The 26,607-nt window shown below is 70.5% G+C and carries 26 protein-coding genes and 2 pseudogenes; 22 read left to right on the forward strand and 6 right to left on the reverse strand.

Translation table 11 applies throughout. The features are described from left to right. Positions 1-3: 3 nt before the first annotated feature. Complete coding sequence (locus tag ABD355_RS07970) at positions 4-153, forward strand: hypothetical protein (protein ID WP_344399398.1); 150 nt, start codon at positions 4-6, stop codon at positions 151-153. A gap of 16 nt (positions 154-169) precedes the next feature. Here the strand turns inward: ABD355_RS07970 and ABD355_RS07975 are convergent, their stop codons facing one another. The 3 genes from ABD355_RS07975 to dhaM are packed head-to-tail and all read right to left on the reverse strand — an operon-like array spanning position 170 to position 1,348. Then, positions 170-622 carry an ATP-binding protein gene (locus tag ABD355_RS07975; RefSeq protein ID WP_344399399.1) on the reverse strand — a complete coding sequence of 151 codons (453 nt, stop codon included), beginning with the start codon at positions 620-622 and terminating at the stop codon, positions 170-172. Between the two features lie 50 nt (positions 623-672). Continuing rightward, positions 673-972 carry an HPr family phosphocarrier protein gene (locus tag ABD355_RS07980; RefSeq protein WP_344399400.1) on the reverse strand — a complete coding sequence of 100 codons (300 nt, stop codon included), beginning with the start codon at positions 970-972 and terminating at the stop codon, positions 673-675. Further along, a complete protein-coding gene (gene dhaM, locus ABD355_RS07985; protein ID WP_344399401.1) occupies positions 956-1,348 on the reverse strand; it encodes a dihydroxyacetone kinase phosphoryl donor subunit DhaM in 393 nt (130 codons plus the stop codon). Before dhaM ends, ABD355_RS07980 begins: the two co-directional genes overlap by 17 nt. A gap of 61 nt (positions 1,349-1,409) precedes the next feature. On the opposite strand from dhaM, the gene ABD355_RS07990 reads away from it, so the two are divergent. The 5 genes from ABD355_RS07990 to ABD355_RS08010 all read left to right on the forward strand — a co-directional run bounded on the left by ABD355_RS07990 (position 1,410) and on the right by ABD355_RS08010 (position 6,693). Further along, on the forward strand, positions 1,410-2,189 hold the full coding sequence (locus ABD355_RS07990; protein ID WP_344399402.1) for an IclR family transcriptional regulator: 780 nt from the start codon (positions 1,410-1,412) through the stop codon (positions 2,187-2,189). 257 nt (positions 2,190-2,446) lie between these two features. Beyond that, the gene (locus ABD355_RS07995; protein WP_344399403.1) at positions 2,447-3,217 is read left to right on the forward strand and encodes an MIP/aquaporin family protein; all 771 of its coding nucleotides are present in this window, start codon (positions 2,447-2,449) and stop codon (positions 3,215-3,217) included. Then, on the forward strand, positions 3,214-4,212 hold the full coding sequence (dhaK, locus tag ABD355_RS08000; RefSeq protein ID WP_344399404.1) for a dihydroxyacetone kinase subunit DhaK: 999 nt from the start codon (positions 3,214-3,216) through the stop codon (positions 4,210-4,212). The genes ABD355_RS07995 and dhaK overlap by 4 nt, the downstream gene beginning before the upstream one ends. 154 nt (positions 4,213-4,366) lie before the next feature. Next, on the forward strand, positions 4,367-4,993 hold the full coding sequence (gene dhaL / locus ABD355_RS08005; protein ID WP_344399405.1) for a dihydroxyacetone kinase subunit DhaL: 627 nt from the start codon (positions 4,367-4,369) through the stop codon (positions 4,991-4,993). Beyond that, positions 4,990-6,693: a phosphoenolpyruvate--protein phosphotransferase gene (locus tag ABD355_RS08010; RefSeq protein WP_344399407.1), complete on the forward strand. Its 1,704-nt coding sequence runs from the start codon at positions 4,990-4,992 to the stop codon at positions 6,691-6,693. The genes dhaL and ABD355_RS08010 overlap by 4 nt, the downstream gene beginning before the upstream one ends. 186 nt (positions 6,694-6,879) lie before the next feature. Here ABD355_RS08010 and ABD355_RS44585 read toward each other — a convergent pair. The 3 genes and pseudogenes from ABD355_RS44585 to ABD355_RS08020 all read right to left on the reverse strand — a co-directional run. After that, positions 6,880-7,239, reverse strand: a pseudogene (locus ABD355_RS44585) (AfsR/SARP family transcriptional regulator); the annotation flags it as partial. A gap of 55 nt (positions 7,240-7,294) precedes the next feature. Next, positions 7,295-8,245 (reverse strand): expansin EXLX1 family cellulose-binding protein, encoded by a 951-nt coding sequence (locus tag ABD355_RS08015; protein ID WP_344399409.1) that lies wholly within the window; start codon positions 8,243-8,245, stop codon positions 7,295-7,297. Positions 8,246-8,420: 175 nt separating this feature from the next. Next, positions 8,421-10,649, reverse strand: a complete 2,229-nt coding sequence (locus ABD355_RS08020) for an alpha-L-fucosidase (RefSeq protein ID WP_344399410.1) — start codon at positions 10,647-10,649, stop codon at positions 8,421-8,423. 433 nt (positions 10,650-11,082) lie between these two features. Here ABD355_RS08020 and ABD355_RS08025 point away from each other — a divergent pair, with 433 nt between their 5' ends. The 16 genes and pseudogenes from ABD355_RS08025 to ABD355_RS08095 all read left to right on the forward strand — a co-directional run bounded on the left by ABD355_RS08025 (position 11,083) and on the right by ABD355_RS08095 (position 26,098). Continuing rightward, positions 11,083-12,147 (forward strand): sugar ABC transporter substrate-binding protein, encoded by a 1,065-nt coding sequence (locus ABD355_RS08025; RefSeq protein WP_344399411.1) that lies wholly within the window; start codon positions 11,083-11,085, stop codon positions 12,145-12,147. 44 nt (positions 12,148-12,191) lie between these two features. After that, positions 12,192-13,754, forward strand: coding sequence for a sugar ABC transporter ATP-binding protein (locus tag ABD355_RS08030; protein WP_344399412.1), 1,563 nt, complete (start codon positions 12,192-12,194; stop codon positions 13,752-13,754). Then, positions 13,747-14,790: an ABC transporter permease gene (locus tag ABD355_RS08035; protein ID WP_344399413.1), complete on the forward strand. Its 1,044-nt coding sequence runs from the start codon at positions 13,747-13,749 to the stop codon at positions 14,788-14,790. Before ABD355_RS08030 ends, ABD355_RS08035 begins: the two co-directional genes overlap by 8 nt. A 95-nt stretch (positions 14,791-14,885) precedes the next feature. Then, on the forward strand, positions 14,886-16,220 hold the full coding sequence (locus ABD355_RS08040) for an L-fuconate dehydratase (protein WP_344399414.1): 1,335 nt from the start codon (positions 14,886-14,888) through the stop codon (positions 16,218-16,220). Continuing rightward, on the forward strand, positions 16,213-17,133 hold the full coding sequence (locus tag ABD355_RS08045) for an amidohydrolase family protein (RefSeq protein ID WP_344399415.1): 921 nt from the start codon (positions 16,213-16,215) through the stop codon (positions 17,131-17,133). The genes ABD355_RS08040 and ABD355_RS08045 overlap by 8 nt, the downstream gene beginning before the upstream one ends. Next, entirely contained in the window at positions 17,124-17,561 is a 438-nt protein-coding gene (locus ABD355_RS08050; RefSeq protein ID WP_344399416.1) for an RbsD/FucU domain-containing protein, read from the forward strand. The genes ABD355_RS08045 and ABD355_RS08050 overlap by 10 nt, the downstream gene beginning before the upstream one ends. Then, positions 17,558-18,601 (forward strand): zinc-dependent alcohol dehydrogenase, encoded by a 1,044-nt coding sequence (locus ABD355_RS08055; RefSeq protein ID WP_344399417.1) that lies wholly within the window; start codon positions 17,558-17,560, stop codon positions 18,599-18,601. Before ABD355_RS08050 ends, ABD355_RS08055 begins: the two co-directional genes overlap by 4 nt. Then, entirely contained in the window at positions 18,598-19,359 is a 762-nt protein-coding gene (locus ABD355_RS08060; RefSeq protein WP_344399418.1) for an SDR family oxidoreductase, read from the forward strand. The genes ABD355_RS08055 and ABD355_RS08060 overlap by 4 nt, the downstream gene beginning before the upstream one ends. Beyond that, entirely contained in the window at positions 19,356-19,985 is a 630-nt protein-coding gene (locus tag ABD355_RS08065) for a bifunctional 4-hydroxy-2-oxoglutarate aldolase/2-dehydro-3-deoxy-phosphogluconate aldolase (protein ID WP_344399419.1), read from the forward strand. Before ABD355_RS08060 ends, ABD355_RS08065 begins: the two co-directional genes overlap by 4 nt. Next, the gene (locus ABD355_RS08070) at positions 19,982-21,019 is read left to right on the forward strand and encodes a sugar kinase (RefSeq protein ID WP_344399420.1); all 1,038 of its coding nucleotides are present in this window, start codon (positions 19,982-19,984) and stop codon (positions 21,017-21,019) included. The genes ABD355_RS08065 and ABD355_RS08070 overlap by 4 nt, the downstream gene beginning before the upstream one ends. 46 nt (positions 21,020-21,065) lie before the next feature. Further along, complete coding sequence (locus ABD355_RS08075) at positions 21,066-22,067, forward strand: aldo/keto reductase (protein WP_344399444.1); 1,002 nt, start codon at positions 21,066-21,068, stop codon at positions 22,065-22,067. Beyond that, on the forward strand, positions 22,058-22,768 hold the full coding sequence (locus ABD355_RS08080; RefSeq protein WP_344399421.1) for a FadR/GntR family transcriptional regulator: 711 nt from the start codon (positions 22,058-22,060) through the stop codon (positions 22,766-22,768). The genes ABD355_RS08075 and ABD355_RS08080 overlap by 10 nt, the downstream gene beginning before the upstream one ends. A gap of 179 nt (positions 22,769-22,947) precedes the next feature. Beyond that, the gene (locus tag ABD355_RS08085; RefSeq protein ID WP_344399422.1) at positions 22,948-23,754 is read left to right on the forward strand and encodes a FadR/GntR family transcriptional regulator; all 807 of its coding nucleotides are present in this window, start codon (positions 22,948-22,950) and stop codon (positions 23,752-23,754) included. Between the two features lie 312 nt (positions 23,755-24,066). After that, positions 24,067-24,162, forward strand: a pseudogene (locus ABD355_RS44590) (cold-shock protein); the annotation flags it as partial. Between the two features lie 198 nt (positions 24,163-24,360). Continuing rightward, positions 24,361-25,797, forward strand: coding sequence for an acyl-CoA carboxylase subunit beta (locus ABD355_RS08090; RefSeq protein WP_425585711.1), 1,437 nt, complete (start codon positions 24,361-24,363; stop codon positions 25,795-25,797). Positions 25,798-25,873: 76 nt separating this feature from the next. After that, positions 25,874-26,098, forward strand: coding sequence for a DUF5988 family protein (locus ABD355_RS08095; RefSeq protein ID WP_344399424.1), 225 nt, complete (start codon positions 25,874-25,876; stop codon positions 26,096-26,098). The last annotated feature ends 509 nt before the right edge of the window (positions 26,099-26,607 follow it).

The following is a 26,607-nucleotide window of genomic DNA, read 5'->3' on the forward strand; positions in this document are numbered from 1 at the left end:
GCGATGGTGTCGGAGCGACGTCCTGCCCCGGCACCCGACCCGCAGATCCTCGCCCACGCCCTGGTCGCCTGCGCGGAGCAGTTCGCCGCATCGCGCTCGCGGTCCCGGCGGATTCGGGTGATCCTCGGCGCCCTCTGGCCGTCTACGCGTTGACGGTACGTCAGTGACTTCAGGCCGTGACGTGGAGGACGGCCCATCTGGTGGTCCTCCCGGGGCGACAGGAGATTCCGTGCCGGGTGGAGAGGGCTGCGACGATGCCGGTCCCGCGGCCGTTCTCGTGGTGTTCGGCGAGGTGAGGGCCGCGGCGCGAAGGCCGTCGTCGACGTACGGGCCCCGCGTCGGTGACCTCGATACGGAGCCCGCCGCAGTGGCCGTCCTCAGGAATGGACAGCCGCAGCACTGCCGGGGGCTGCGCATGGACGATCGCGTTGGTGGTCAACTCCGAGATCACCAGGAGGGCGTCGTCGGTCGTCGCCGGGGGCACCAGCCACCGGGCGAGAACGGTACGTGCCCGTCGGCGTACGACGGAAACGGCCTCGGGGATGTGCGGCACCCGGAGGTCCTCGATCCGCGAGGGCGGCTCTGTCCCGGCGTCAGGCGTGTGCGTGGCGGGGGTGCTCACCTAGGTCGCCTCCACTGGTCTCTGCTTCTCGTGCGGCCGGTGGCGTCCGGTCACTCGGCTGTGGCGAGTATCTGTGCCAAGGCCGTGACGGCCTGTTCGGCGTCGAGGCCTTCGGCGCGGACGGTCACGGTGCTTCCGAGGGTGGCCCCCAGGGCCATGACGGCGAGCACACCCGTCGGATTGACCGTCCGGTCGCCGTACTCCAGCCGTATGGCACTGTCGAAGGTGGCCGCGGCCCGGGCGAGTCGACCCGCGGGACGGGCGTGCAGATTGGCGGGCAGGACCACGGCCGCCTCATGCCTGGACGGGGTCGTCGCGGTCGTGGTGGCGGGCTCAGAGCTTGTGGACATGACGGGCCTCCTTGGCGGCGTCGGCGACGGTCTTCAGGTCGGCGCCGGATGCGGCGGTGACGACGGCTGCTACGGCTCCTTCGACGAAGGGGGCGTCGACGATCAGCACGTCGGGGTGGGGATGGTCTTCCAGGACGGTGCGGGCGGTCAGCACGGAGCTGCCGAGGTCGGGCAGGACGACGACACCCTGACCGCGGTCGACGCCGCGGATGGCATCGAGGACGAGGTCGTAACTGGTGCCGATCCGGCCGTCGTCGGTGCCTCCGGCCGTTGCGAGGGGGACCGTGTCGGAGCCGATCTGCTGCACCAGCAGGCGAAGGCCCGCGGCGAGCTCGGCGCTGTGGGACACGAGTACGATGCCGACAGATGCGCTCATGAACAGCTAACGTAGATGTCGGAACAGCGTTCAGCAATAGTGAACCGAGGAGAATTTTTCGATGGTGCAGGCGGTGCAGCGAGCGGTGCAGATACTGCGGGAGCTCGCGTCCACCGGTCCGCGGCTCGGAGTGACCGAGCTGGCCGACCGCCTGGGCGTGGCCAAGCCGACCGTGCACGCGCTGCTGCGCACGCTGGAGGCCGAGGGTCTTGTGGTGCAGGACCGGGACAGTTCGAAGTACCAGCTCGGCCCGGAACTGGTGCAGCTGGGCAACGCCTACCTGGACACCCAGGAACTGCGAACCCGCTCGCTGACCTGGGCGGACCAGCTCGCGAACCGGACGAACGAGGCGGTCTGGGTGGCCGTGCTCACCGGTGATCACGTCCTGGTGGTGCACCATGCGTTCCGGCCTGAGGGCGCCGTGCAGATCCTCGAGGTGGGCGCCAGCATTCCGTGGAGCACGTGTGCCCTGGGCAAGGCGATCGTGGCCTTCCTGCCGGCCGGGGAGCGTGAGCGGCTGCTCGCGGGTGAGCGGGCGGTGCTCACGGGGGCCAGCATCACGGCCCCGGAGGAGCTGGCCGGGCAGTTGAAGGAGGTCCTCAGGACGGGCTATGCGATCGAGGACCAGGAGTCCGCCATCGGGGACGCCGGTATCGCCTCTCCCGTCTTCGACCGCTCCGGCGAGGTGGTCGGCTCGCTCGGCATCGTCGGCCCCGTCGAGCGGATTCTCGCCGAATCGGCACGTCAGGAGCTTGCGGTCGCCGTCCGGGAGACCGCCCGCAACCTCTCCCGCGACCTGGGCGCCCCGCGCGGGGCGGCCGCCCGCACCGCCTTGAGCTGACCCCTGCCTGATCCAGGCCCCTCGGCGTCCCGCCGGGGGGCCTTCTTCGTATCGGTCTGCCCGTCAATGCAACGCGAGGGCTGCCGAACCTCTTGACAGGCCGGAAACGTGGGCTTAATTTCCGGAACAACGTTCATCCATAGTGAACGACCTCTAGTCGGAGGCTTAAAGCCGCCCGGCTTTCCCCTCCCTTCACAGCCCGCTCCCCGCGGAGGAGGTGAGACGCCCGAGCCGCCGCTCGGCGCTGGGCGCCTTTCATGGAAGAAAACACCTACCCACAGAAGCTTCTGGCCGAGGTTCTGGGCACCGCGATGCTGGTGTTCATCGGCGTCGGTTCGGTTCCCGCCACCCTCATCGTCAACGGCAAGGCCCCGTTCACCTTCGCCGACCTGGGCATGATCTCGCTGGCGTTCGCCACGGTCGTCATCGCGATGATCTACGCGATCGGCCACATCTCCGGCTGTCAGATCAACCCGGCCATCACCCTCGCGCTCGCCGCGACGGGGAAGATGCCCTGGCGGGACGTCCCCGGTTACATAGCCGCCCAGGTCGCGGGCGCCGTACTGGGAGCCCTCGCGATCATCGGGGTGCTCGGCCACAAGGCCGTGACCGTCGGTCTGGGCATCGCCTCCTACGGCCCTCAAGTCGGCGCCGGCCAGGCCTTCTTCGCCGAAGCCGTCGGCACCGCCGTTCTCGCCTTCGTCGTCTTCGGTGCGATCGACCGCCGCTCGGCGGGAGGGTTCGCCGGGCTCGCCATCGGCCTCGCCGTGTTCGCCGTCATCATGGTCGTCGGACCCGCCACCAGTTCCGCCATCAACCCGGCCCGTGTCGTCGGGCCCATGCTGGTCGGCCAGTTGTTCAACGGCACGGTCCACTGGAACCAGCTGCCGGTCTATCTGATCGGCGATGTCGTGGGAGCGGTCGCCGCCGGTTTCCTCTACGTCGCCCTGAACGCCCGCCGAGGCATCGCCACGATCGCCGAGTCGACCCCCGAGCCCGTCGCAGCCGCCGAAGGAGCCCTGTCATGAAGAAGCTGATCAACGCGCCTGAAGCGGTACTGGCCGACGCGCTGTCCGGGATCGCCGCCGCGCACCCCTCGCTGAAGGTCGACGCGGAGAACAGGGTGATCGCCCGCGCCTCGGGCACCAAGCCGGGCAAGGTCGCCCTCGTATCCGGCGGCGGTTCGGGGCACGAACCCCTGCACGGCGGCTTCGTGGGACGGGGCATGCTGGACGCGGCCTGCGCCGGTGAGGTGTTCACCTCGCCCGTGCCGGGCCAGATGCTCACCGCGGCCCAGGCCGTCGACGGCGGCGCGGGCGTGGTGTTCATCGTGAAGAACTACACGGGCGACGTCCTCAACTTCCAGATGGCCGCCGAACTCGCCGTCGAGGAAGGCATCACCGTGGAGACCGTGCTGGTCGACGACGACGTCGCCGTCCAGGACTCCACCTATACGGCCGGCCGCCGGGGCACCGGCGCCACGGTCTTCGTCGAGAAGATCGCCGGGGCGCTCGCCGAGCAGGGCGCCGACCTCGCCGCCGTCGCCGAGATGGCCAAACGGGTCAACGCCTCCTCCCGGTCCTTCGCCGTGGCACTGACCGCCTGCACCACGCCCGCCTCCGGCAAGCCCGGCTTCGATCTGCCCGAGGACGAGATGGAGGTCGGCGTCGGCATCCACGGTGAACCCGGGCGGCGCCGCGAGAAGCTCCGTCCGGCCAGGGAGATCGTGGCCACCGCCCTGGACGCCATCCTGGGCGATCAGCCTCTCGACGCCGGTGACGAGACCATCGTCATGGTCAACGGTCTCGGCGGCACCCCGCTCATCGAGTTGTACGTGGTCTTCAACGAGGTCGCCGCCGCACTCGCGGACAAGGGCGTGGTGATTGCCCGTAACCTCGTCGGCAACTACGTGACCAGCCTGGACATGGCGGGTGTTTCCCTCACCGTGTGCAAGGCCGATGCCGACATGCTGTCCCTGTGGGACGCACCCGTGAACACCCCGGCGCTGCGCTGGGGCAGCTGAACCGAGCCGGGGGCGGGGCGCGGCCACCCGCGCGGGCCGGGCAGGTGCCTTCCCGCGGCCGGCCCGCCCGGACCGCACCCCCGCGCGCCGTCGCCCCCGCCCCCGGCTCACCACACCACCCGCCCACCCCGTACCGACCCCGAACGGAGACCCCGTGGACACCGACCTCGCCCGCACCTGGGTGCAGGCCATCGCAGCCGCCGTGGACCAGCACAAGGACCACCTCACCCAACTCGACTCGGCCATCGGCGACGCCGACCACGGCACCAACATGCACCGCGGCTTCTCCGCCGCCGTCACGGCCCTGGCCGACTACGAGCCGGACACCGTGGGGGCCGTACTGGTCAAGACCGGCACCACCCTCATCTCCACCGTCGGCGGCGCCTCCGGACCGCTGTACGGCGGCGCCTTCCGGGCCATCGGCAAGGCCCTGGACACCGCCACCGCCGACCCACAGCAGCTCGCCGCGGCACTCGCCGCCGGTCTCGCGAGCATCGAGAAGCTCGGAGCGGCCTCGCCCGGCGACAAGACCATGATCGACGCCTACGCCCCCGCACTGGCCGCCTTCCGGCAGCAGACGGACCTGGGAGCCGACTTGGGCACGGCTGCCCGGGCTGCTGCCGACGCCGCCGAACAGGGCATGCGCGCCACCGCCCCGATGCAGGCCCGCAAGGGCCGCGCCTCCTACCTCGGCGCCCGCAGCATCGGCCACCAGGACCCGGGGGCCACCTCCACAGCCCTCGTCTTCCGCGCCCTCGCCGAGACGCTGGGGGCCCGGTGACCGACCGCCGTACCTTCACCGGGCACACCGCCGCACCCGGCACGGCCCTGGGCGTCCTCCACCGCACCGACCGGCCCTTCACGAGGACGGCGTTGCCTCACCGCGCCGGCGGCGATCCCACGCAGCAGATCACGGACGCCTTCGACGCCGTCGCCGCACGCCTGCTCGAACTGTCGACCTCGCTGCGCGCACAGGGCAAGGACGAACAGGCCGACATCATGGAGGTCAACAGCTACATCGCCCAGGACCAGGATCTGCGCGACCAGGCCGTCAAGGGGGCGAAGGACGGCCGGCCGGTACCCGTCGCCGTACGGCAGGCCGTCGACGCCTACGCCGGAACCATCGCCGCCCTGGACGACCCCACCCTCGCCGAGCGCGCCGCGGACGTCCGCCAGGTCGGCCGCCGCGTCCTCGCGCACCTGCACGGCGACACGGGTCCCGCCCCGGACCAGCCCCTGGTCCTGGTCGCCCAGGAGATCGGCGCCGCCGACCTGCTGGAACCCGGCCGGACGGTGACGGCCGCCATCTCCCTGACCGGCGGCCCGAACTCGCATGCCGCCATCGTCGCCCGTTCGCTGGGCGTTCCCTTCCTGCTGGCCGCGGACCCGCGGCTGCTCGACCTGCCGGACGGCCAGGAGATCCTGCTCGACGCCGACCAGGGCAGCGCTGTCGCCCGCCCCGACGAGGAGGAACGCACCAGGGCGCTACGGGCGATGGAGGCCGCCCGGACCCGCAGGCTCGCCCTCGCCGAGGAGCGTGACCTGCCCGCGGAGACACTCGACGGTCACCGCATCGTGCTGCGGGCGAACGTGGCCACCCCGGCCGAGGCCCGCGCGGCGCTGGCCACGGGCGCCGAAGGTGTGGGCCTGCTCCGCACCGAGCTGCCCTTCCTCAACCATCGCGCCTGGCCCACCCGCGCTCAGCACGCGGCGACCCTCGTTCCCGTCCTGCGTGCTCTCACCGGGCAGGTCGTCACGGCGCGCACGCTCGACTTCGCCGACGACAAGCTGCCGCCGTTCCTCGCCGCAAGCCGCGAGGACGGGCGGCTCGGGCGCGGTCTTCCCCTCATGCTCGCCCAACCGGACGCGTTCGCCGACCAGTTCCGCAGCCTGCTCGGCGCCGGAGCCGACACCGACCTGCGCATCATGATCCCCATGGTCGCGAGCGTCGACGAACTCCGCGCCTGCCGACGCCTCCTCGAGGCCGCGGCCGCCGAAGCCGGCGTCCCGGTGCCACCCCTGGGCATCATGGTGGAACTGCCCGAAGCGGTCACCGCGGCCGACGACCTCGCCCGCGAAGCCGCCTTCTTCTCCATCGGCAGCAACGACCTCACCTGCCAGATCCTGGGTCTGGACCGGCGCGACCCCGCCGCCACCCCCGCCATGGCGGCACACCCCGCCGTACTCGACGCCATCGCCCGCGTGGTCACCGCCGCCCACCGCCACGACCGCCAGGTCTCCGTCTGCGGCGACGCCGCCGCACACCCCCTGGTGACCCCCCTCCTCATCGGCCTCGGCTGCGACAGCCTCTCGGTCGGCCCCGCCGCCCTCGACGAGGTCCGGTCCCGCATCCGCCGCCTGCGCCACGACACCTGTTCCTCCCTGGCGGCCGTCGCCCTCACCCGCGAGACCCCCGAAGAGGTCCGGCGACTCGTCGAGCAGTGCTGCGGACGGTCGCTGCCCTGGGAAGAGGGCACCTGAACCATGGGGAGGCGGCTTCGTCCGCGATCGGGAGCACGGGTTGGCGGGCACCGCCGAGAGAAGCGCCTCGGTGAGCAGGCCGACCTTCTCCGTCACCGATGTCGCGGGCCGGCCGGCCTGTTCGAGCAGCGCTTCGAACCGCCAGGCGTCGACCTCGTCGGCGGCGAGACGGATCGCGTAACCGGCACCCTCCCGTACGAGGACGCTGCTGCGGGAACCGGAGGTACGGGCAGGTTCCAGCTCCCGCCGCAGCCGCGAGACGTACGCCTGCAGAGCACCGACCGCGCTGGGCGGCGGATCCTCGTCCCACATGGCGTCGACCAGCCGGTCGCAGGTGACCACAGCGCCCCGCGCCAGCACCAGCAGCACGAACAGCGCACGCGGCCGGGGCCCGCCGAGGCTCAGGGCCCGTCCGCCACGCGTCACGGTCAGCCCACCGAGAACACCGACGTGCGGCCCGGCGGCCTCACGGGACTCCGGCCCCGGGGCGCCCGCTCTCGGCCCCTCACCGCCGGCGTGCTCCATACACCCCATAGTGCCTGGCATGCGCCCACGCAGAGTGGCCCCGCACGGGTGGCGGGGCCCCTGGTCGGCCGTGTGATCAGTGCCGCGCGAACTGGACCTGGGTCGGTTGCACGACGTCCGGCCGCAGGGCGATCCCGCTGACGGTCAGCTGTTCCCCGTAGATGTCCGTGACTCTGATCGAGCCGCCGCATCCGGCGCCGTCGGCGGAAACGAAGTAGTTGTAGTCGGTGCGCGGCAACTGCCGCCAGCCGCCCGAGGTGCGGACCTCCAGCCGCGCCACCGGGTTCCGGTGGCCGATCACCTGGATGCCGCACCAGTAGGGGCTGGACCCGGTCTTGTACCTGATCGACATCGTGCCGGCCGTGCCGGGGCTCACCAGCTGCCAGGTGATCGGCAGCCGGCCGACCTTGAGGTCGGCGAGCTTGGCGAAGGCCTGCTGGCTGAGGTCCAGTTGCCCGGGTGCGCAGGGCAGGGGGCATTCGTTGGTGATCCGTACGGTGACGGAGGCACCGTTGGCCGCGTGGACGAGCACGTACGCACCGCACGCCCTGGACGTCTCGTAGTCGGTGGTGTTCATCGCGGCGATCATGAGGTCGTCGCTGGGCCCGAACAGACAGGCGCCGTTTCCGTCACCGGCCGCGTAGGCAGTGGCAACCCCTGTATAGGTGGTGTTCGGCCTGATCCGACCGGCCGGTGCTGCCGTGGTGGACGCCGTCCGCCCGGAGTGTGGCGTGTCCTTGGCCGAGGGGCGAGCTGACGGCTTGGTCGCAGCGGCCTTCGGCGTCGGCGTGCCGGTCGTGGTCGGGGACGCCGACGTGGCCGCGGCGCGCGCCTCGGCCGAGCCGGCGGCCCTCACCTGGGAGGCGGAGGGGGTGCCTGCGGCAGACCCTGCATTCGCCCCGCCGCCGGGGAACACCCCCATGACCATGTAGGCGAGAACGCCCGCGGCGGCCAGTGCCCATGTGGTGCCCAGCAGGAGTCGGCGTCTGCGCCGGCGCTCCCGCGCGGCCTGCCTCGCTGTCTTCATACCTGTCCGTTCGGAAGAGGGAACCGATGCTGCAGTGCTCAGTTGCCGCCGACCGCGAAAAGGTTGCCGACCTTTTCCCCGGTGTGTTGCCGGCGGTTCCGGTCTTCCCAGCCGGACGGCGGCTGCGGCAGCGCACCAGAAGCACGCCACCGCAGCCGCTCGCAGGCCCCGAGGATCAGAGGGCCGTGAAGGTCCACAGCAGGTTCGTACTGCTGCCGTACGTCCACTGCTTGGTGACGGAGCCCGAGGCCGAGTTGCCGCCGCCATCGAGGACCAGGCCGGTGGTGCGGTTGGCGATCGAGTAGCTGCCGCCCCGGTTGGTGATCTTCCACTGCTGGTTGGGGCCGCCGTTCCAGGCGGCCTGTCGGGCTGGGGAGCCGTCCGTCGTGGCGCCCCAGCCGTCGGCGACCATGCCGTTGGTGCGGTTGACCAGCTTGTAGTAGCCGTCCGCCACCGACACCGCCTGCCACTGGAGGTTGGGACTGCCGTCCCAGGTCCACTGCTTGAGGTTGGACCCGGAGGCCACGTTGCCGCCGCTGTCCAGGGCGAGCCCGTCGGTGACGTTGGTGATCCGGAAGTACGTCGCTGGGTTGAACTGGACCCTCAGCGAGGTGATCTGGTCGTTGTTGCCGGTGACCCGCAGATCGGGGTTGTCGGCGGTGAAGGTCCAGGAGGTGCCGGTGAAGTTGTCCCCGGAGTAGCCGGTCACCTGGTAGCCGGGGGACGGCCGCAGGGAAGAGATGGTGTCCGTGCCCAGTCCGGCCGCGGTCAGATCGGCCGCGGTGTAGTCGCCCACGGCGAACACGGCAGAGTTACCGGTGTAGTTGACGTCCGTGAAGGCGACGGCGCCGGCGGCCGGCAGCAGGCCCGGGATCGTACCGGAGAAGGCCAGTTTCAGGACGTAGGCGTTGGCGCTGTACGGCGCCGAGGAAGGCAGGGTGACCGTGAGGCCGGAGGAGCTCTGGACCGGCGCGGGCAGGTCGATGTAGGTGCCGGCGGTGGTACCGAGGAGCTTCACCGAGGTCAGCGACGACAGGTTGATGCGGTCCGAGCTGAGCGTCTTGATCGTCAGCGAGCCGCCCGGCCAGCCCAGGACGGTGGCGTACAGGGTGTTGTCGGCCTTGTTGCGGGTGAAGCGGATGTCCTGCGCCGTACCGGCGTGCGGGGTGGTGAACGAACCGCCGCCCATCTTCGTCGGGCCCTCGCCGTACACCGCCCAGGCGCGGGTCCCGTACAACGACTCACCGAAGCGCTTCAGATGGTCGCCGATACCGAGCAGGATGTCCTTCTGCGCCTGGGGGATGGTGCCGTCGGCCATCGGCGCGATGTTCAGCAGCATGTTGCCGTTCTTGCTGACCCGGTCGATGAACGAGTGCAGCATCTGCTGAATGGTGTAGTAGCCGATGCCCTGGGTGTAGCACCAGCTGGAGCTGGAGATGCTGTCGTCGGTCAGCCAGTACGGGGTGGTGATGTCGGCCGGACCGCCGCGCTCGTAGTCGAAGACCTCGCCCTTGTTGTCCAGGCCGTCCTTGAAGGTGGCGACGACCTCCCGGCCCCAGCTGTTGGCCTGGTTGTAGTAGTACGACAGGAAGTTCAGGCGCTGGGTCTCGTCGATGGCGTCCAGCTTGAAGTCCTGCCACAGGATGTCGGGCTGGGCGCGGTCGATGACCTCCTTGAGCTTGTCGTACCAGAGCTGGTTCTCCGCGGCCGAGCCCAGCTGGCCGTAGAGCTTCTTCAGGCTCGGATCCGTCTGGGCGGGGGCGTACTCGTAGTAGCCGTTGAAGTTGTACGCGTGGTGCATGGCGACCAGCAGTTTGAGGCCCTTGGCGCGGATGGCCGTGGAGAAGAGCTGCAGCAGGTTCAGCCCCGGGCCCTTGTTCACCGAGTTCCACTCGTTGACCTGGCTGTCCCACATGGAGAAGCCGTCATGGTGCTCGGCGACCGGGCCGGCGAACCTGGCGCCCGCGTCGACGAACAGTTGCGCCCACTCGTCGGGGTCGAAGTTCCCGCCGGCCGACTTCAGCTTCGGCGCGAACTTCACGAAGTTGCCGGCCAGGTCCTGCGCTCCGTTGATGAAGTTGTGGTACGGCCATGCCGACGGCTGGCCGTAGGTCGCGATGTGGTGCTGGTTGGCGTTGCTGCCCGCGTTGTACATGTTCCGCGGGTACCACTCGCTTTCGTACGCCGGGACGCTGAAGACGCCCCAGTGGAAGTAGATCCCGAACTTCGCGTCCTGGAACCACTCCGGCGCCGGCGGGTGCTGGTCGACCGAGTTCCAGTCGGGCGTGTACGTGCTGGGCGCCGCCTGTGCCGTACCGGCGCCGAACACACCTCCGGCGACGGCGGCAGCGGCCACGCAGGTGGCGCCGGCCAGGAAGTGGCGTCTGCTGAGCGAACTGGACATGGAACATCCCTGGTTCAGAAGGGGACAGGGGAATGCAGCGGGCCGCTTGTTACGGATGAAGGTCCGCCATGTCTCCCGGGGATGTCAACCGGCGTGCAGGGATGAAAAGCACTGTGCAGTCAGGTGACTTGACCATGTTCTGGCGGATTTGGTCCGTTATGAGATCACGCAAACATGGCATGTCTGTCGTGGGTCTCGCGTGTCGAGAGGGCCGACTCAGTTCTGTGGATTGATGGGATGCATCTCCCGCCTTCGCGGCATCCGTCGCGCCTTCGAGACTGCTGTGACCTGGCATTTCATTTCGAGGTTGACGAGGGTCTGGACAGTTCACCGGAGTCGAGCCTATAAACATCCCATCTCTACCGCACGGCGATACGCAGATGTCGTCGAGGCGAAACATCTCCCGCCCAGGGACGAGCGCGAGGAAGCATCGATGAGACTCAGAACCGCCCTCTGTTCAGCCGTCTCCGCCGTGTCCGCACTGGCTCTGCTCAGTGCGTGCGGCAGCGGCTCCACCACCTCGGCGTCGTCGGGCGACAAGCCGCTGGTCGGCGTCGACTACCCGCGCTCCGACACCGACTTCTGGAACTCCTACATCAAGTACACGCCCCAGTACGGCAAGGAGCTGGGGCTGGACCTGAAGACCACCAACTCGCAGAACGACGTCGCCAAGCTCACCGCCAACGCGCAGACTTTCATCAGCCAGGGCGTCAAGGGCATCGCGATGGCCCCGCAGGACACCGCCGCCATCGCGCCCACCCTCGCGCAGCTGGAGGCGAAGAAGATCCCCGTCGTCACCGTCGACACCCGCCCCGACAGCGGCAAGGTGTTCATGGTCGTGCGCGCCGACAACCGCGCCTACGGCGAGAAGGCCTGCCAGTACCTGGGCACCAAGCTGGGCGGCAAGGGCAAGGTCGTCATGCTGGAGGGCGGTCTGGACTCCATCAACGGCCGTGACCGCACCGAGGCGTTCAACGACTGCATGAAGAAGAACTACCCCGGTGTCAAGGTGCTCGGTGAGGCCACCAACTGGGACGGCGCGACCGCCGCGCAGAAGCTCCAGACCGACCTGACCGCCAACCCGGACATCAAGGGCGTCTACATGGAGTCCAGCTTTGCCCTGGCCGGCACGCTCCAGGTGCTCAAGCAGAAGGGCTTGTTGGTGGACCCGAAGGACAAGAAGCACGTCTTCGTCGTGTCCAACGACGGCATCCCCGAGGAGCTCAAGTCCATCGCCGCGGGCAAGATCGACGCCACTGTCTCCCAGCCGGCCGACCTGTACGCCAAGTACGCCCTGTACTACCTGAAGGCCGCGATCGACGGGAAGACGTTCCAGCCCGGCAAGACCGACCACGACAGCACCATCATCAAGGTCCGCGACGGCGTGCTCGAGGACCAGCTCTCCGCCCCGCTCGTCACCGCCGACGGCGCCACCTACGGCGGTGTGCCCAGCGTCAAGAGCGACGACAAGTCGCTGTGGGGCAACAACCTCGGCTGATCCTCCCCCGGAACACGACGGCCCACGAGAACAAGGCGGTTGAGATGAGCGACGGGGAGCGAGCAGTGACCCCCGCGCCCGCCCCGGCGGACGACGGGCGGGCCCCCGCAGCCCCGCCCGTCGTCGAGGCGACGGGCATCGTCAAACGATTCGGTCCGACGGTGGCCCTGAACGGCGCCCGGATCACCATCAGGCCCGGCGAGACCCATGCGCTCGTCGGCCGCAACGGAGCAGGCAAATCGACCCTGGTGTCGGTCCTCACCGGCCTTCAGGCCCCCGACGAGGGAACGGTGACCTTCGGCGGGGAGCCGGCCCCCAAGCTCGGCGACCGTGACGCCTGGCGCCGGCGCGTGGCCTGCGTCTACCAGAAGTCGACGATCATCCCCACGCTGACCGTCGCCGAGAACCTCTTCCTGAACCGGCACGACCACGGATCGAGCCGTCTCATCAGCTGGCAGGCCACCCGCCGCCGCGCACAGGACCTGCTGTCGGCCTGGTCCGTGAACGTCGACCCGCAGACCCCGGCCGCCGAACTGAGCGTCGAGCAGCGGCAGTTCGTCGAGATCGCCCGCGCGCTGTCCTTCGGGGCCCGGTTCATCATCCTCGACGAGCCGACCGCCCAACTCGACGGGGCGGCCATCAACCGGCTCTTCGACCGCATCCGAGACCTGCAACGCCAGGGCGTCACCTTCCTGTTCATCAGCCACCACCTCCAGGAGGTCTACGAGATCTGCGACATGGTGACCGTGTTCCGCGACGCCCGGCACATCGTCACCGCCCCGGTCGCGGACCTGCCCCGCGCCGACCTCGTCGCCGCCATGACCGGCGAGGCGGCCGCCGACCGGCGCGCGGAACGGGCCGCCACCCTCGACGCCGGCGCCACGGCCGCACTGAACGTCCGCGCGCTGCAGGGCGAGGGGTACGACGACGTCAGCTTCCGGATCGGGGCCGGCGAGATCGTCGGCCTCGCGGGGGCCGCCGGCAGCGGTCGTACCGAGGTCGCCGAGACCGTCGTAGGACTGCGCGCGGCAGCGGCGGGTGAGGTGGAGATCGCAGGGAAGCGGCCACGGCCGGGCAGCGTGCCCGCGGCGCTCGCCGCAGGCGCCGGGTTCGTTCCCCAGGACCGCCACCACCAGGGCTTCGTGCCCGACATGTCGATCGCGGACAACGCCACGCTGTCCGTGCCGAAGCGGCTCGGTGCGAACGGGTTCCTGAGCCGCAGCCGCCGGGACCGGCTCGCCGAGGGCATGATCGAGAAGCTGGCGATCAAGACTCCCGGCCCCGACCTGCCCGTCTCCGCGCTCTCCGGCGGCAACCAGCAGAAGGTCGTCATGGCCCGTGCCCTGGCCGACGACCCCCGGCTGCTGGTCCTGATCAACCCGACCGCGGGCGTGGACGTGCGCTCCAAGGAATTCCTCCTCGGCAAGGTCGAGGAGACCGCGCAGACCGGTACCGGAGTGCTCATCGCCTCCGACGAACTGGACGACCTGCGCATGTGCGACCGGGTCCTGGTGATGTTCCAGGGCCGAGTGACCTCAGAGATCGCCCGCGGCTGGCACGACCACGACCTCGTGGCCGCGATGGAAGGAGTGGACCTCCATGCCTGAAACCGTCCTCGCGGACACCGCCGCGGCGGGCGCCCCGGAGCCCGAGGCGAAGCGGACCGCGCTGCTCGGCGGCCGGATACCGCTGGCCCGGCTGCGCGACCTGGCGCTCGTCCCGGCCATCGTGGTCATCGCGATCGTCGGACAGATCGTCAACCCGGTGTTCCTGCAGGCCGACAACCTCATCAACGTCCTGCAGACCATGTCCGAGATGGCCCTGCTTGTCCTCGCCCAGACGATGATCCTGATCGTCAAGAAGATGGACCTGTCGCTCGAGTCCACCATGGGCCTCGCACCCGGCGTCGCGGCCTGGCTGGTGGTACCCGCCGGCGCGGGCCACGGACTGGGCCTCCTGCCCGGCGCCTGGGCCATCCCCGTCACGCTCGCCACCGGTCTGCTGATCGGCGTGATCAACGCCCTGCTGATCATCCGCTTCGGCCTCAACGGCTTCATCGTCACCCTCGGCATGCTGATCGTGCTGCGCGGTGTCCTGACCGGTATCTCCGGTGGCCAGACCTTCTTCCAGCTGCCGCAGTCGATGCTCTACCTCGGCACCACCGAATGGTTCGGGATGCCCGCGTCCATCTGGGTCTGCCTGGCGCTGTTCGCCGTCGCGATCGTGGTGCTCGGCTGGACCAGCTTCGGCCGCTCCCTCTACGCCATCGGCGGCAACGTCGACGCCGCGAAGGCCGCCGGTATCCGCACCGACCGGGTGCTGTGGATCGTCATCGTCACCGGCAGCCTGCTCGCCGCCCTCGCCGGGCTGATGCTCTCCGGACGCCTGGCCTCGGTCGCCTCCGCGCAGGGCAACGGCTACATCTTCACCGTGTTCGCCGCCGCCGTCATCGGCGGGATCAGCCTCAACGGCGGCAAGGGCACCATGTTCGGGGCCTTCTGCGGCATCCTGCTGCTCTTCATGATCCAGAACGTGCTCACGCTGGCGGGCGTCCCCGCGCAGTGGATCGGCGCTCTCAACGGCCTGATCATCCTGGTCGCCCTGGCCATCTCACGCATCACCGGCGGCAAGGTCCAGGAGTGAACCGGGCGGCCCTCCCGGCCGCCCGGCACCCTCCGCCCCACCGCCCTCTCGTCGCAAGGGGCCGTATCGCCCCTGCTCTCACAGGAGTTGCCGCCATGTCATCCGCCCCGTCCGCTTCCCCGGCCTCTGCCCGTATCACCGCCCTGGACGTGCTGGACGTGCGTTTCCCGACGTCCGAGCATCTGGACGGGTCGGACGCGATGAACCCCGAACCCGACTACTCCGCCGCCTATGTCGTCCTGCGCACCGACGCCTCCGACGGTCTGGAGGGCCACGCGCTGGCCTTCACCACCGGCCGCGGCAACGACGTCCAGGCCGCCGCCATCGCGGCCCTCGCCCCGCACGTGGTCGGCCTGTCCGTCGAGGAGGTCTGCGGCGACCTCGGCGCGTTCTCCCGCTCCCTCGTCCACGACCCCCAACTGCGCTGGCTGGGCCCGGAGAAGGGCGCCATCCACATGGCCACCGGCGCCGTCGTCAACGCGGCCTGGGACCTGGCCGCCAAGCGCGCCGGCAAGCCCGTGTGGCGCTTCCTCGGCGAAATGACACCGGAGGAGCTGGTCGCGCAGGTCGACTTCCGCTGGCTCTCCGACGCCCTCACCCCCGAGGAGGCCCTGGAGATCCTGCGCCGCGCCGAGCCCGGCCGCGCACAGCGCATCGGCCACCTGCTCGACCGGGGCTACCCCGCCTACACCACCACCCCCGGCTGGCTCGGCTACTCCGACGAGAAGCTTTCCCGCCTGGCCCGCGAGGCCGTCGCCGACGGCTTCACCCAGATCAAGCTGAAGGTCGGCGCGGACCTTCAGGACGACATACGGCGCATGCGCGTCGCCCGCGAGACCGTCGGCCCGGACATCCGCATCGCCGTCGACGCCAACCAGAGATGGGACGTCCAGCCCGCCATCGACTGGATGCACGCCCTGGCCCCGTACGACCCGTACTGGATCGAGGAGCCCACCTCCCCGGACGACATCCTCGGCCATGCCGCGGTCCGCGAGGCGGTCACCCCCATCAAGGTCGCCACCGGTGAGCACATCGCGAACCGGGTCGTCTTCAAGCAGCTCCTGCAGGCCGGCGCGGTCGACATCGTGCAGATCGACTCCGCGCGGGTCGGCGGAGTGGGCGAGAACATCGCGATCCTGCTCCTTGCCGCGAAGTTCGGCGTCCCCGTCTGCCCGCACGCGGGCGGCGTGGGCCTGTGCGAGATGGTGCAGCACCTGTCGATGTTCGACTACGTCGCCGTCTCCGGCACCACCGAGGACCGCGTCATCGAGTACGTCGACCACCTGCACGAGCACTTCGTCGACCCGGTGCGCATCGTCGACGGCCACTACCTGCCGCCCACGCTGCCGGGGCTGAGCGCGCAGATGCACGCCGAGTCCCTCAAGGAGTACGCCTACCCCGACGGCCCCGTCTGGACCGCTCGTGTCTGACGCCCTGGCCCTCGTCGACGCCCACCACCACGTGTGGGACCTGCACCTCAGGCCCCAGCCCTGGCTGGACGAGCCCGGTCACGAGCCGATCCGCCGCAACTTCAGCTCGCACGCCCTGCGCTCGGCCGCGACCCGGCCGATCGCCGGACGGCGACTGACGAGCACGGTGGTCGTCCAGTGCATCGCCTCCGTGCCCGAGACCCGCGACCTCCTCGCCCTGGCCGACAGCGACCCGCTGATCGGCGCCGTGGTCGGCTGGGCGGACCTGACGTCCCCCGCGATCGGCGACGTACTCGACGACCTGCGGGCCGGGCCCGCAGGACGGTACCTGCGCGCCGTACGGCACCTCGTACAGGGCGAGTCGGATCCGCAGTGGCTTCAACGCCCGGACGTCGAACGGGGGTTGCGAGCGGTCGCGGAGCGCGGGCTCGGATACGACGTGCTGGTCCGCAGCCACCAGCTCCCCCAGGCGATCCGCCTCGCGGAACGGCTGCCGGAGCTGCCCCTCGTCCTGGACCACGCGGGCAAGCCCTCCGTCGCGCGGCGCGAACTGGACGACTGGGCACGGCAGTTGCGGCTGCTGGCCCGGCATCCCCAGGTCCACTGCAAGGTGTCGGGTCTGGCCACGGAGGCCGACCACGAGAAGTGGACCGTCGACGACATCCGCCCGGTGTGGGACGTCCTGCTCTCCGCCTTCGGTCCCGACCGGCTGATGTTCGGCTCCGACTGGCCCGTCTGTGTCCTCGCCGGCGGCTGGAACCGCTGGGCCGCCACCGTCGAGGAACTCCTGAACGACTGCTCCGGCACGGAGACCCAGGCCGTGCTCGCCGGCACCGCGACCGCCTTCTACCACCTGAGCCCTACTCCTACCCCTACCCCTACTCCGACGAAGGCGGGGACGCCGTGCTCCTGACCGAACTGCTGCACCCCGGCATCCTCGAATCCCTGGCCGGAGCCGGCCACGGCGCCCGCGTGCTGCTCGCCGACGGCCACTACCCCGCGAGCACCGCCACCGGTGAGCGCGCCAGAACCGTCCACCTCAACCTCGCCCCCGGCCTGCTCGACGTCACCACCGTGCTCGACGTCCTGCTGCGCGCCCTGCCCGTCGAAGCGGCCCACGTGATGGTGCCGCCCGAGGGCGAACCGGAGCCGCCCGCCATCGCCGAGTACCGCTCGAAGCTGGCGCCCCTCCCGGTCGACACGCTCGGCCGCTTCGAGTTCTACGACGCCGCCCGCTCACCCGACCTGGCACTGGCGATCGTCACCGCCGACACCCGCACCTACGCCAACCTGCTGCTGACCATCGGCGTCCGCGCTGAAGGGACCCTGACCACACGATGACACTAGCCGTCCGCTACCTGTCCGCCCGCACCCTGGACGCGGCGCCCGCACGCACTGCGCCGCCCGGACCCGGTGAGGTGGAACTCGCCCCCGCCTATGTCGGTATCTGCGGTACCGACCTGCACATCTTCCACGGCGACATGGACGCCCGGGTGGCCGCGCCCGCCGTCCTGGGCCACGAGATGTCCGGCCGCGTCGTCCGCGTCGGCCCCGGCGTCGAGGGCTGGCATCCCGGCGACGCGGTCACCGTGATGCCGCTGCGCTGGGACGACACCTGCCCGGCCTGCCGCGCCGGCCACCAGCACATCTGCCAGCACCTGGACTTCATCGGCATCGACTCGCCGGGAGCGATGCAGCAGCGCTGGACCGTGCCCGCCTCCACCCTGATCCGGTTGCCCGCCACCCTCCCCTTGGACCGGGCCGCGCTCGTCGAGCCCACCGCGGTCGCGGTGCACGACGTGGGCCGGGCTGCCGTGAAGGACGGCGAGCGCGTGGTGGTGGTCGGTGGCGGCCCCGTCGGTGTCCTGATCGCATTGGTGGCGAAGGCCGCCGGGGCCGACGTCCGGGTGGTGGAGCTGAGCGCCCACCGGCGGCTGCTCGCCGAGGAGTTGGGACTGACCGTGTGGGATCCCGCCGCCGAGGATGTGGCCGAGCTGGTCGGCGCGTGGACCGGGGACGCGGGCGCGGACGTCGCCTTCGAGGTGTCCGGCGCGGCAGGCGGCGTGGACACGGCGGTCGACGTGCTGGGAGTGCGCGGCCGCCTGTGCCTCGTCGCCATCCACCCCCGCCCCCGCGAGGTGAACCTGCACCGCTTCTTCTGGCGCGAACTCACCCTCGTCGGCGCCCGGTTGTACGACCGCTCCGACTTCGAGAAGGCGGTCGCCCTGGTCGCGGACGGCACCATCCCGGCCGAGCGGCTGATCAGCAAGGTCGTGCCGCTCACCCAGGCCCCGGCCGCATTCGAGGCCCTGGAGGGCGGCGGCGACGTGATGAAGATCCTCGTGGACTGCACCGACGACGCCCAGGAGGCCGCCGTATGACCGCCTTCGACCTGACCGGAAAGCTCGCCGTCGTCACCGGCGCCCGGCGCGGCATCGGCCGCGCCATGGCCCGCGCGCTCGCCGAGGCCGGCGCGGACGTCATCGGCGTCAGCGCGTCCCTGGAGCAATCCGGCAGCGCGGTGGAGAAGGACGTCACCGCCGCGGGCCGCAGCTTCGAGGCGATCCGCACCGACTTCGCCGACCCCGACGCCGTACGGGCCCTGGGCGCGGACCTCGCCGGGCGTGAGCGGCCGGTCGACATCCTGGTCAACAACGCGGGCACGATCCGCCGCGCCCCCGCCGCCGAACACACCGATGCCGACTGGGAGTTGGTGCTCCAGGTCAACCTCAACGCGCAGTTCGCGCTGACCCGCGCGGTCGGCGCGTCGATGGTCGCCCGCGGCCGGGGGAAGGTCATCTTCACCGCCTCGCTGCTCAGCTTCCAGGGCGGTATCACCGTCCCCGGCTACACCGCCGCCAAGCACGGCATCGCGGGTCTGACCAAGGCGCTGGCCAACGAGTGGGCGCCGCACGGCGTCAACGTCAACGCCCTCGCGCCGGGCTACATCGCCACCGACAACACCCAGGCCCTGCAGGACGACCCGGTGCGCAGCAAGGCGATCCTGGACCGCATCCCGGCCGGACGCTGGGGCAGCGCCGACGACCTCGCGGGCGCCACCGTCTTCCTCGCTTCGGACGCGGCCGCCTACATCCACGGCACCGTCCTCCCCGTCGACGGCGGATGGCTGGGCCGATGACCGCCGACCTGCCCTCGGTGCTGGCCGGAGCCCGTCTTCTGCCGGTGCTGACCGTGCCGTCCACCGCGACCGCCGGCCCGCTCGCCGACGCGCTCGCGGCGGGCGGTGCCCGGTCCGCCGAGGTCACCTTCCGCACCCCGGACGCCGAACAGGTGCTCAAGACGATGGCCGCCCACGGTGGCCTCACCGTCGGCGCCGGCACGGTGCTCACCCCCGAACAGGCGGAGCGGGCCGTCGCGGCCGGGGCCCGCTTCGTCGTCTCGCCCGGCTTCGACGACGAGGTCGTCGCCAAGTGCCGTGAGCTGGGCGTGCCCGTGGTGCCGGGGATCGCCACCGCCACCGAGTTGATGCGTGCCCTGAGGGCGGGCCTCGACACCGTCAAGCTCTTCCCCGCCGAGCCGCTCGGCGGCCTGCGGACGCTGCGTGCGCTGGCGGCCCCTTTTCCCGGGATGCGCTTCGTGCCCACGGGCGGGATCGACGCGTACCGCATGGCCGCCTACCTGGCCGACCCGGCGGTGCTCGCCGTCGGCGGCAGCTGGATGGCCACCGCGGACCACCTTCGCCGCGGTGACTACGAGGAGATCCGCAGACTGACCGCCGATGCGGTCGAAAGGAGCAGGACGTGACCGACGTGGTGGCCCTCGGCGAGGTCATGCTGCGCTTCGACCCGGGCGAGGGGCGCATCCGCACCGCCCGCACCTTCCAGGTCTGGGAGGGCGGGGGCGAGTACAACGTCGTCCGCGGACTGCGCCGCTGCTTCGGCCTGCGCACGGCCGTCGTGACCGCGCTCGCCGACAACGCCGTGGGCCGGCTGGTCGAGGACCTGATCCTGCAGGGCGGTGTCGACACCTCGCTGATCCGCTGGGTGCCCGACGACGGCATCGGCCGCAGTGCCCGCAACGGCCTGAACTTCGTCGAGCGCGGCTACGGCATCCGCGGCGCACTGGGCGTCAGCGACCGCGCGCACACCGCCGTCTCCCAGCTGGACAAAGGGGACGTCGACTGGGATGCGGTGTTCTCGGCCGGGGTGCGCTGGTTCCACACCGGCGGCATCTTCGCGGGCCTGTCCGACACCACGGTGGACGTCGCGGACGAGGCCATGGCCGCGGCCCGCCGCCATGGCGTCACCGTCTCCTACGACCCCAACCACCGCCCCAGCCTCTGGGCCGGCCGGGGCGGCGCCGAACGGGCCCGCGAGGTCGACCTGCGGCTCGCCCGGCAGGCCGACGTGGTGGTGGGCGCCCTCGGGTTGGCCGGGACCCACCCAGGACAGACGCGTGTCGGCGCCGACGAGGTGGCGGACGCGCTCGCCGAGGTGGCCGGCCTGCTGCCCGCGGCGAAAGTACTGGCGACGACCCTGCGCGAGGTGCCCTCGGCCGGCGTCAACGACTGGTCCTCGGCCGGCTGGTCCGCCGAAACGGGCTTCGTCACCGGCCCGCGGATGCCCGGACTGCACGTCCTGGACCGCATCGGCTCCGGCGACGCCTTCGCCGCCGGACTGATCCACGGACTGCTCACCGGCGCAGGCCTGGAGCGCGCCCTGGCCTACGGCACCGCCCACGGCGCGCTCACCATGACCACCCCCGGAGACGTCTCCATGGCCTCGCTCGCCGAGGTCGAGGCGCTCGTCGCGGGCGCATCGGCCCACGTCAGACGCTGACCGACGCCCCCACCCGTCACTCCAGGAGCACGTCTTGCACCACCGGATGATCCAGCACACGTCCGTCGCCCTCACCGAGCTCGGCTTCGGGGCCTCCGTGATCGGCAACCTCTACCGCGTCACCCCGGTGGACGAGGCGACGGCCGCCGTCGACGCGGCCTGGGAGGCAGGCATACGGTACTTCGACACCGCGCCGCACTACGGCCTCGGCCTCTCCGAGCGCCGGCTCGGCGCCGCCCTGCGCGACCGGCCCCGTGAGGAGTACGTCGTCTCCTCCAAGGTGGGCCGCCTCCTGGTCCCCAACGAACGGCCGCGGGGCGTCGACGACGAGGGCTTCGTCGTACGGGACGACCTGCGCCGGCAGTGGGACTTCAGCCGGGACGGCGTGCTGCGCTCCATCGAGGACACGCTGGAGCGCACCGGCCTGGACCGCCTCGACATCGTCTACCTCCACGACCCCGACGACCACTGGCGCCAGGCCGCCGACGAGGCCATGCCCGCCCTGGCCGAACTGCGCGACCAGGGAGTGATCGGAGCGATCGGCGCCGGCATGAACCAGTCCGCCATGCTCGCGCGCTTCCTGCGCGAGACCGCCGCCGACGTGGTGATGCTCGCCGGGCGCTACACGCTCCTGGACCAGTCGGCGCTGGACGACGTCCTGCCCGCCGCGCGGGAGTCGGGCAAGAGCGTGGTGGCGGTGGGTGTCTTCAACTCCGGCCTGCTCTCCCAGGACCGGCCCGCCGAGGGCATGAAGTACGACTACCAGGACGCCCCACCCGCGCTGGTCGCCCGCGCCCGGGCGATCGCCGACGTCTGCGAGGCGCACGGGACCACCCTGCCCGCGGCCGCGATCGCCTTCCCGCACACGCATCCCAGTATCATCAACGTCACCCTCGGCATGCGGACTGCGGAACAGGTCGGACGAAACGTGCAACTCCATGATCAGCGCGTCCCGGACGCCCTCTGGGACGAACTCTGCACTCAGGGGCTGATCAGGTCGGACGTGCTCGCGGGGCGCGGTGGCGGGAGGGATGCGCAGTGTCTCTGACGGACAAGGCCATCGAGCAGATCCGGGAACTGATCCGCACCGGCGCGCTGCCGCCGGGCTCGAAGCTCCCGCCGGAGCCGGACCTGGCCGCCCAGTTGGGGCTGTCCCGCAACCTCGCCCGCGAAGCGGTCAAGGCACTGGCCGTCGCCCGCGTCCTGGAGGTCCGGCGCGGCGACGGCACCTATGTGACCAGCCTGCAGCCGAGCCTGCTCCTGGAGGGACTCGGCGGCGCGGTGGAACTGCTGCAGGGCGACTCGGTAGCCCTCCAGGACCTCATGGAGGTACGGCGGCTCCTCGAACCGCTCGCCACGGCCCTGGCCGCCACCCGGATCTCCGACGACCAACTGGCCGAAGTCAAGCGGCACTTGGACGCGATGCGCGAGGCCCGCGACGACGTCGAGCAGCTCAACGCCCACGACGCCGCCTTCCACCGCGCCGTCGTCTCGGCCACGGGCAACGAGACCCTCCTCACCCTCCTGGAAGGGATTTCCGGGCGCACCCTGCGCGCCCGCATCTGGCGCGGCCTGGTCGACGACAAGGCCGCGGGCCGCACCCTCGCCGAGCACGAGGCGATCTTCAACGCCCTGTCCACCCGCGACGCCGCCCTCAGCCAGGCCGCCGCACTGCTGCACGTGAGCAACACCGAGCAGTGGCTGCGGGAGCATCTACGCTCGGGCGAGCCGCTCCGGAAGATCCCCTAGAAAAATAAGTCGCCTAATCGAGTTCATTTTAAGGGTGCGTCTAGCCTCTCCTGTGTTAATCGGTGGCTTGCGCGAGCGCCAGGGTCAAATGAGTACGACTCATATTGATCTGAGGTAGGATGCCGTTGGCTTCGCAGCGATCAGTCGCTGTCTCGGCAGTCACCTTGGAGGCAGAACCGATGAACGACACGCCCGCGACCGAAGCGGCCTTGCCGGAGCAGGCCGCTTCTGCCGCTGCTGCCGCGCCACCGGCGGCGAACGGTGCGGGCGAACAGCGCGACTACCGCCCCGGTTATGAGATCGTGGCGGAGCAGATCCTCGAGTTCATCGCCGAAGCGCGCCTGGAGGCCGGCGACCGGCTCCCCACCGAAATCGACCTGGCCCAGACGCTGAACACCAGCAGGGCGGTGGTGCGGGAGGCCGTGAAGATCCTCTCCGCGCTGGGCCGGGTGCGGGCCCACAAGGGACGCGGGCTGTTCGTCGCGGACGACGAGGGCATGCTCATCACCAGCCGATGGGGAGGGTTCTTCCGTCCCGTCGACCTCGACCACGTCCTCATGCTGTTCGAGTTCCGCAGGGTCCAGGAGATGTCCGCGAGCAGTCTGGCGGCCACCCGTGCCACGCCGGCCGAACTGCGCACCATCGAGATCGCCATGCAGCAGTGCCGCCACGGGTTCGAGCACGATCAGGTGGACGTGTTCAACCAGGCGGACGAGGACTTCCACGGGGCCGTCGCGGCTGCCTCGCACAATACGTTCCTGGTCAGTGCCGTGCGTGACGCGCGGCGTCTGCAGCGGCAGTCCAGCGCCATCGGGATCCACGACAGCTTCGGCACGGGCACCCGTCTCGCGGTCGAGGAGCACGAGGCGATCTACCGGGCCATCCGCGACGGCCGCCCCGACGAGGCGGCCGAGGCCACGGCGGCCCACCTCGACAGAACGCTGGAGGACTACCGGCGGGAGATCCAACGGCGCCTGTTCGGGTGACCGGCCGGGCCGGCGCGGTGGGACCTGCGACTCCCGCAGCCGGACCGGCGCTTCGTAGCGGAGCGATCGCCGCGGGCCCACCTGCGGAGGTGACCCGCGGAGCGGCGCGCCCATGCCCGCCGGGTCGCGCAGACCCCGCTCGGCGGGATTGCGGTGGTATTCCTCCTGGCGTTCGTCCGTGATGTACGCCGGGATCGGCGCGGTGCCGCGATTTCCCGGGCGCGAAACACCTCCCGAGGGAGGCCCGCATGAAATCCCGGTGTTCAACTGTGTCCCTGGCCTCGGTGGTGCGTTGTTACGATCCCACCTGAGATGCTGGACGCGGCGATACCCGGATACGGATTCACGGCGCCGGACCGCGGTGGGGAAGAGGTTTTCCTCCATGTGAACGACCTTCTCATTTCCGAGTCAGAGGACCAGTGAACGTGGCGCCCGGCCTTTCCCTTTCCGATGACCTGTGGAGCCATCGGCGATGTCATGACCGTCCGGGCTGAGGCTCGGCAGGTTCACCGATCTCTCGAATGAGCCAGTCACCCCACGGAGAAGGGGATTGCCATGACGGAGCTGCCCACGTCTGCCCCACCAGGGCCTGCGCTTACCTGGGGAATGCCGGACAGTGGCGAGACCCTCGCCGAGGAGAACCCCCGCGATCCTCTGATCCGACTGGCGAGACTGTTGGACGAGGGGACCGTCAGCGTCGTGCACGACAGCGACGTGATCAGTACGGCGGTGGCACTCGGCCGGGTTCATGGCGTGGAGGTGGTCGCGTTCTGCACGGACGCGCGGGTGATGGGCGGAGCCGTCGGGTTCGACGAGTGCTGCCGCATCGCGGATGCCATCGACTTCGCTCTCCGGGAGAACCGCCCGGTCATCGGCTTGTGGCACTCCGGCGGCGCCAAACTTGCCGACGGCATACAGGCGATGGACGGAATCGGGCGGATCTTCGCGGCGACGGTCCGTGCCTCGGGCCGGATCCCGCAGATCTCCGTGGTCCTCGGCGCGGCCGCCGGTGGCGCCGCGTACGGACCCGCGCTCACTGACGTGGTGATCATGGCGCCGGCCGGCCGTGTCTTCGTGACCGGGCCGAACGTGGTGCGCAGCGTGACCGGTGAACAGATCGACATGGAAGGGCTGGGCGGGCCCCAGACCCATGGCCGGAAATCCGGAGTGGCCCATGTCGTGGCCGAGTCCGAGCAGGACGCCTACGCACGTGCCCGGCGCGTCACCGCACTGCTCGCCGTCCCCGGGAAGGCGGACCCTGACGCAGTGGGGCCGGCCAGAGACCTCCGGGCGCTGTTGCCCGTCTCGTCTCGGCGGGCCTACGACGTGCACCCTTTGGTGACCGCGCTGCTCGACGCCGACCCCGCACATCCCCGCGGCGACAGCGGTGCTTTCGAGGAGTTCCAGGCGGCGTGGTCGCCGAACATGGTGACCGGTCTCGGCCGACTGGCCGGCCAGACGGTGGGCGTCGTGGCCAACAACCCCTTGCGCAAGGGCGGTTGTCTCGATTCACAGAGCGCGGAGAAAGCCGCACGATTCGTGCGGCTGTGCGACTCCATGGGGGTGCCGCTGCTTTCCCTGATCGATGTGCCCGGATATCTTCCGGGCGTCGCTCAGGAGTGGGGCGGCGTCGTCAGGCGTGGGGCAAAACTGCTGTACGCCTTCGCGGAAGCGGTGGTCCCGCGTGTCTCGGTCGTCACTCGCAAGTCCTACGGGGGCGCCTACATCGCCATGAACTCGCGTTCCCTGGGCGCCACCAAGGTCTTCGCGTGGCCCGATGCCGAAGTCGCCGTGATGGGTGCCGAGTCAGCCGTGGGCATCCTGCACAGAAAGGCGCTCGCCGCCGCACCGGAGGCGGAACGCGAAGCGCTTCGCGTACGACTCATCGACGAACAGAAACGACTTGCCGGCGGTGTTGAGCGCGGACTCGCACTCGGGGTGATCGACGAAATCATCGACCCGTCGCGGACCCGGGCGGCGGTGGCGGAGGTCTTCGCCGCCGCGGCCTGCCGACGCGGAGCGCACGGCAACATTCCGCTGTGAGAGCCCGAGCGAGAGCCGGAACCGCAATGTTCGCAGCAAGTGCTGGAAACGCACATTCCAGAGGGTGAGGATACTCATGGCCGAAAAGAGCGCTCCCAACGCGTTTCTCCGTGGCGGCTCGCGCACGCTGCTCCCCGACGAGGAACGTTTGCACTACCTGCCGAATCTCGACGTGGACAGGGTGAAGGTCCTGTGCGGCAATTGCTATGAGCACTTCGAGGCCAGTTCCGAGACGACTCTCATCGATGATCGTGAACTGAAAGTCTTTGTGTGGGCCCGCCGCACATTTCTGGCGGAGTGAGGGGCACGTCGCAAGCGGGCCGGAAGTCCGCCATGGGCACATCATCAGCCCCCAAGTAGCCGGAAAAACCGGCGAGTTGGGCTCCCCCCAGGGCCGGCCGACCGTGTTCAACTGCCTCGTCACCGCCGTTGAGCGCCACTGACGAGTGGGCCTTTCCTGAAGCCGGTCGGGAAGTTCCCCGACCGGCAACATGACCTCCATGCCTGCCGTCCGCGTCCGGACCGAGCAGAGCCACAGCCCTCGAAGAAGGCACCCGTCGGCTCTTCTGCCCACCGGGGCGTCCGGCGTTGACACGTGGTCGGACTCGGCGGGCCAGGGGCGGGTGCTCAACCTCTCGGCTTCAGGTCGCAGGCCGACCGTCCTACGATCACCATGTTTCCTCAGCCGGCGGCGCACCGTCCGCCGGCAGGCGTCTCCCGGCAGGGCCCGCGGCGACCGGCCCCCGGCTCGTCAGCACTGTTTCCTGCCCTCGCGGCTCGGCAACGGTGCCCTGCTGTGCGGAGTGTCGC

Origin of the sequence: Streptomyces longisporus (genome assembly GCF_039532765.1) — a bacterium.
In the GTDB taxonomy this organism is placed as follows: domain Bacteria; phylum Actinomycetota; class Actinomycetes; order Streptomycetales; family Streptomycetaceae; genus Streptomyces; species Streptomyces longisporus.

What these genes read in the sequence shown, in the direction of transcription:
- dhaK (WP_344399404.1), top strand. Translation starts at nt 3,214, where the DNA reads ATGAAGAAGCTGATCAACGCGCCTGAAGCGGTACTGGCCGACGCGCTG.
- ABD355_RS08035 (WP_344399413.1), top strand. Translation starts at nt 13,747, where the DNA reads ATGCCTGAAACCGTCCTCGCGGACACCGCCGCGGCGGGCGCCCCGGAG.
- dhaM (WP_344399401.1), bottom strand. Translation starts at nt 1,348, where the DNA reads ATGAGCGCATCTGTCGGCATCGTACTCGTGTCCCACAGCGCCGAGCTC.
- ABD355_RS08065 (WP_344399419.1), top strand. Translation starts at nt 19,356, where the DNA reads ATGACCGCCGACCTGCCCTCGGTGCTGGCCGGAGCCCGTCTTCTGCCG.
- ABD355_RS08085 (WP_344399422.1), top strand. Translation starts at nt 22,948, where the DNA reads ATGAACGACACGCCCGCGACCGAAGCGGCCTTGCCGGAGCAGGCCGCT.
- ABD355_RS07995 (WP_344399403.1), top strand. Translation starts at nt 2,447, where the DNA reads ATGGAAGAAAACACCTACCCACAGAAGCTTCTGGCCGAGGTTCTGGGC.
- ABD355_RS08075 (WP_344399444.1), top strand. Translation starts at nt 21,066, where the DNA reads ATGATCCAGCACACGTCCGTCGCCCTCACCGAGCTCGGCTTCGGGGCC.
- ABD355_RS08055 (WP_344399417.1), top strand. Translation starts at nt 17,558, where the DNA reads ATGACACTAGCCGTCCGCTACCTGTCCGCCCGCACCCTGGACGCGGCG.
- ABD355_RS07980 (WP_344399400.1), bottom strand. Translation starts at nt 972, where the DNA reads ATGTCCACAAGCTCTGAGCCCGCCACCACGACCGCGACGACCCCGTCC.
- ABD355_RS08060 (WP_344399418.1), top strand. Translation starts at nt 18,598, where the DNA reads ATGACCGCCTTCGACCTGACCGGAAAGCTCGCCGTCGTCACCGGCGCC.
- ABD355_RS07990 (WP_344399402.1), top strand. Translation starts at nt 1,410, where the DNA reads ATGGTGCAGGCGGTGCAGCGAGCGGTGCAGATACTGCGGGAGCTCGCG.
- ABD355_RS08015 (WP_344399409.1), bottom strand. Translation starts at nt 8,245, where the DNA reads ATGAAGACAGCGAGGCAGGCCGCGCGGGAGCGCCGGCGCAGACGCCGA.
- ABD355_RS08020 (WP_344399410.1), bottom strand. Translation starts at nt 10,649, where the DNA reads ATGTCCAGTTCGCTCAGCAGACGCCACTTCCTGGCCGGCGCCACCTGC.
- ABD355_RS07970 (WP_344399398.1), top strand. Translation starts at nt 4, where the DNA reads ATGGTGTCGGAGCGACGTCCTGCCCCGGCACCCGACCCGCAGATCCTC.
- ABD355_RS08095 (WP_344399424.1), top strand. Translation starts at nt 25,874, where the DNA reads ATGGCCGAAAAGAGCGCTCCCAACGCGTTTCTCCGTGGCGGCTCGCGC.
- ABD355_RS08030 (WP_344399412.1), top strand. Translation starts at nt 12,192, where the DNA reads ATGAGCGACGGGGAGCGAGCAGTGACCCCCGCGCCCGCCCCGGCGGAC.
- ABD355_RS08025 (WP_344399411.1), top strand. Translation starts at nt 11,083, where the DNA reads ATGAGACTCAGAACCGCCCTCTGTTCAGCCGTCTCCGCCGTGTCCGCA.
- ABD355_RS08040 (WP_344399414.1), top strand. Translation starts at nt 14,886, where the DNA reads ATGTCATCCGCCCCGTCCGCTTCCCCGGCCTCTGCCCGTATCACCGCC.
- ABD355_RS08090 (WP_425585711.1), top strand. Translation starts at nt 24,361, where the DNA reads ATGCCGGACAGTGGCGAGACCCTCGCCGAGGAGAACCCCCGCGATCCT.